This window comes from Paenibacillus puerhi (assembly GCF_009846885.1).
Taxonomy (GTDB): domain Bacteria; phylum Bacillota; class Bacilli; order Paenibacillales; family NBRC-103111; genus Paenibacillus_G; species Paenibacillus_G puerhi.
In genome coordinates, this window is sequence record NZ_WUWM01000084.1 from 1 (window position 1) to 1,804 (window position 1,804).

The 1,804-nt window shown below is 33.6% G+C and carries 3 protein-coding genes; all 3 read right to left on the reverse strand.

The window, feature by feature from the left end:
* Positions 1 to 229 precede the first annotated feature (229 nt).
* The 3 genes from GSF01_RS29065 to GSF01_RS29075 all read right to left on the reverse strand — a co-directional run bounded on the left by GSF01_RS29065 (position 230) and on the right by GSF01_RS29075 (position 1,474).
* Entirely contained in the window at positions 230 to 412 is a 183-nt protein-coding gene (locus GSF01_RS29065) for a hypothetical protein (protein ID WP_159888756.1), read from the reverse strand.
* A 4-nt stretch (positions 413 to 416) separates the two neighbouring features.
* The gene (locus tag GSF01_RS29070) at positions 417 to 944 is read right to left on the reverse strand and encodes a hypothetical protein (protein WP_159888757.1); all 528 of its coding nucleotides are present in this window, start codon (positions 942 to 944) and stop codon (positions 417 to 419) included.
* 77 nt (positions 945 to 1,021) lie between these two features.
* On the reverse strand, positions 1,022 to 1,474 hold the full coding sequence (locus tag GSF01_RS29075; RefSeq protein ID WP_159888758.1) for a DMP19 family protein: 453 nt from the start codon (positions 1,472 to 1,474) through the stop codon (positions 1,022 to 1,024).
* Positions 1,475 to 1,804 lie beyond the last annotated feature (330 nt).

Here is a 1,804-nt window from a genome sequence, read left to right on the forward strand (position 1 = left end):
GACACAAATGTACGGAGGTTTGCAAGACTTATTGAATTATTTTGGCCTGAGCACTACCTCATGCTTCTTTGGGTTACACCTAGACCAGATATTTACCAGTGTTTACCTCGAGGTGCATAGGTCATGAGGCATAATTGCCGTTCCTAATTCTGGAGTTTTTGAATCAACAAATCCAAATCCTTTGTTCTCTTCACTGAAAAACCGAGCTGTCACAGATCCAACAGGTTCTTCATCTATTAAAGCTATATAGCCAATATCCCCATCCCTCTACATACTTCAAGATTGATGGCTCTTTTAAAATATCCCTACTAAAAGGAATTTCTCCTTCAGGAGTGAATAATGAAAGGTACATCATTTCTAGCAGAAAAGCTTCATCATCCTTATCTGCTTTCCGAATTACTAAATCAGTCATTTAATCACGTCCTAAATAAATGTTCTCTTCTTGTCTTGCTGTACCTACTATCCATTAGTTTATTTACTTTCTCCGTAAATTCATTCCAGTCGCTAGAATAACTTATGTTCATCCCCCATCCAACTACCCTTAAATCTTCTCTTAATTCTTCGAACATCTGAATTTCTTTATCATTAATTTTATTATTAGGAAATCCCGAATATTTTGGAAAACCTTCAAAAAAACTTGATAGTCTAGAAAATACTTCTTTATCTTTGTCCGCCAATATATTGAGTTTGCTGGTGACTTCTTGGGTAATATAGATACTCTCAATTACGTCCTCTATTTTCTCCAGGACATTGTTTGGATCAGACCAATTGTTTTCAATCTGAAACATAATAGCGCCTTCAAGTTGTATTATATCGTTGGCTATCAACTGAAATCCCATTTTAGACTTAATTTCTTGAGATTTATCCTTATAGAAATTGTGAAAAATTAGTGTAATTATTAATAGAGCGAGTACTCCTATGCCCATAAGTTTTAATTTCTTCATGGATACTCCTATCACTGTAATGTTTTTGCCCCGGTGCGTGAATGTCATGTTATTTACTACCAACTTAGAATTACCTACTAATCTATTATTTTGATGAATTCTTTTACGTTTTCTTGCAAGTAATTATTCATTAAATCAATTAAACGAGGCTGGCAATTATAATAAGTATTATCCAATTCTTCATATTCGCCCTCACGAGCTGTATTCACAAATTCCTGCACGGTTCTAATAATTGTTCTAAACTTTGATCTGTATTGTTTATATGCCTTCTGAAGGATTTCTTTTTGCTCGTAACCCTTTACTATGCTTAAAGATTTAAGAGTTTCTTCAATATATAAGGCTCGTCGATTCTCAAAATACTGTAAATGGCCCCCATTTTGTACTTCACTATCATACCAAAAACATAAATGTGCTACACGCTGCACATCATTTAATTCTTCATATGGTGTAGTAGCAATAAAATGAATATATGAATTCCAGATAAGGTATTCGTTCTGTTCGATATCTGTTTTTCTTAGTTCTATTAACATGGGAAGATCCTCCCATTAGTAGAGTAAATTTCGCAATATTTCTTATATTCTTTTGAGTTAACAATTTAATCTGTTTTGATTTTCAACGGTTCTTTAATCCTTTCATTCTTTTCATACTTTATTAGTTGGAAGTACTTTACCATTCATTTCTGTGCTCATCGCTATTTCATTAATTATCGTTCTACACCAACTAATACAAATATACGTAAGCGTCTAACAAGAAGGTGTATTCCAACTCAGTCTAGATTTTGAGACAATTCCGTTAGAGTAGTCGTTGGAGTTTTTCGACTCTACTCGAAAAACTCTAATGGGAGTGTGTCCAATTGCAAA

What these genes read in the sequence shown, in the direction of transcription:
- GSF01_RS29075 (WP_159888758.1), bottom strand. Translation starts at nt 1,474, where the DNA reads ATGTTAATAGAACTAAGAAAAACAGATATCGAACAGAACGAATACCTT.
- GSF01_RS29065 (WP_159888756.1), bottom strand. Translation starts at nt 412, where the DNA reads ATGACTGATTTAGTAATTCGGAAAGCAGATAAGGATGATGAAGCTTTT.
- GSF01_RS29070 (WP_159888757.1), bottom strand. Translation starts at nt 944, where the DNA reads ATGAAGAAATTAAAACTTATGGGCATAGGAGTACTCGCTCTATTAATA.